2 protein-coding genes are annotated in these 1,536 nt (G+C 42.6%); both read left to right on the top strand.

The features are described 5' to 3' along the window. The first annotated feature begins 675 nt into the window (after positions 1-675). The gene (locus GX089_08745) at positions 676-1,041 is read left to right on the top strand and encodes a hypothetical protein (protein NLP02568.1); all 366 of its coding nucleotides are present in this window, start codon (positions 676-678) and stop codon (positions 1,039-1,041) included. A 6-nt stretch (positions 1,042-1,047) separates the two neighbouring features. Further along, the coding region (locus GX089_08740; protein ID NLP02567.1) for a hypothetical protein at positions 1,048-1,536 on the top strand (489 nt) is incomplete at its 3' end.

The raw sequence follows: 1,536 nt of genomic DNA, 5'->3' as shown, positions 1-1,536 counted from the left end.
TATGACTGGGGAACGCTTGATAGATTGCACAAAAAGGGGTTGATCAGCAATCCCAGAGGCAAGGCAAGGTCAGTAGCTCTCTCAGATGAGGCTGCCAGAAGATCTGAGGAGTTGTTTCGGCAGCTTTTTCAAAAAGACTAACCAACCCTCATTTGTCCTTCAAATCGGAATCGGTATTGAATGTTCTTTATCGGTTTTCTCCGGATAATAATCCAGAATCGTTTGTTCCTGATCCATTGTCTCAATAACTCTCTTGTGTTCAGCAAAGCGGTACCCGTAATTAACAAAGAAAACTCCTGATCTCATTTTATTAATACAGGTAAATGACTATTTGTCATTTCGATTAGCCATCGAGGAGAAGTCTTTTCCCTCGAATCCCTCTGCGGTCGATTTAACAGCCATTTCTATCTTACTTTTTTCATACTCTTAAAAAAATTAAACTGAGCGGTTTTCCCGGTATCGTACGTCTATGTTAATACACGATTGCCGCTTTCAACGTTATTACATGATTACAATGATATTAACAGGAAGGAAAAAATACTTATTGAACGAATAATAATCCTGATATTTACTCACAATGATTTGAACGGTCAGAAAATGATCTGTCTGGTTTAAACTGGAGATATTCTTTAGTAATAAACCGGTGCTTTTATCACCCTGAATAAGGAGGTCTTTGTGAAGCGAAGTATTTCTTCAGTGCTTTTGTCATTGTTCCTTTTAACCTTTACATCAATCGCAGGTGCGGCTGATCCTGTCTGGACCTGTGCCACAGATGCGGAAGTCCAGTGGCAGAAGACGGCTGAATTTGGATATCTTGTCGCCTGTACCAGGGATGGATTGATCGGAATCGATGATGAGAAGGGAACAGTATTGTGGACAAACAGGGGGTTGGCGGGTATGAGTGAAGATGCTCTTACCGAGATCACAGGAACACCCTTCTTTATGGTTTCACACAAGGGAGATAATGCGATTGTAGATGCCTTCACAGGAGTCAAGGTATTCAGCTCAAAGCAGGAGGGTTTTACAAGTGTCAGGAAGTAGATCCCGATGTACCAGTGCGGCGGGATGCTTGTCATGGGGAAAAAGGGAAAAGAGAACGCTGCGGTATTCTCCAATATGGCAGATGGAAAGAAGAGATGGGAATTCGGCGGGACCGATTACATTTTTTCTGCCTTTGAAATCGATAACAGCAGTATCCTTCTGGCCACTGCCTTCAACCTTTACAAAATCGATGCTGCAACCGGAAAGGAGATCTGGAAATCCGCTATTTCCCAGGATGTGGAGATGATGGAGGACATGGGGGCACTGGGAGGGTTGTTAAAAAAAGTTGCCGCAAAGCATGCAGAGAATAATTCTTCAGTGACTGCAGTAGAACTTTATGTCAGGCCTGAGATAAATTCTTTTTTCCTGGCTGTTGAAGTCTTAAAAGAAGAGCATGTGACAAGTTCGGACGGGAAAACGACAGTTAATAAAAGTCCGCAAAGCACCTGTAATGGATTCAGTATAAATGATGGACGTTTACTGTGGAGCAAGGGG

Origin of the sequence: Fibrobacter sp. (assembly GCA_012523595.1) — a bacterium.
Lineage (GTDB): Bacteria > Fibrobacterota > Chitinivibrionia > Chitinivibrionales > Chitinispirillaceae > JAAYIG01.
The sequence above is the reverse complement of the archived record's forward strand: the minus strand, read 5'-3'. Positions and strand labels throughout refer to the sequence as shown.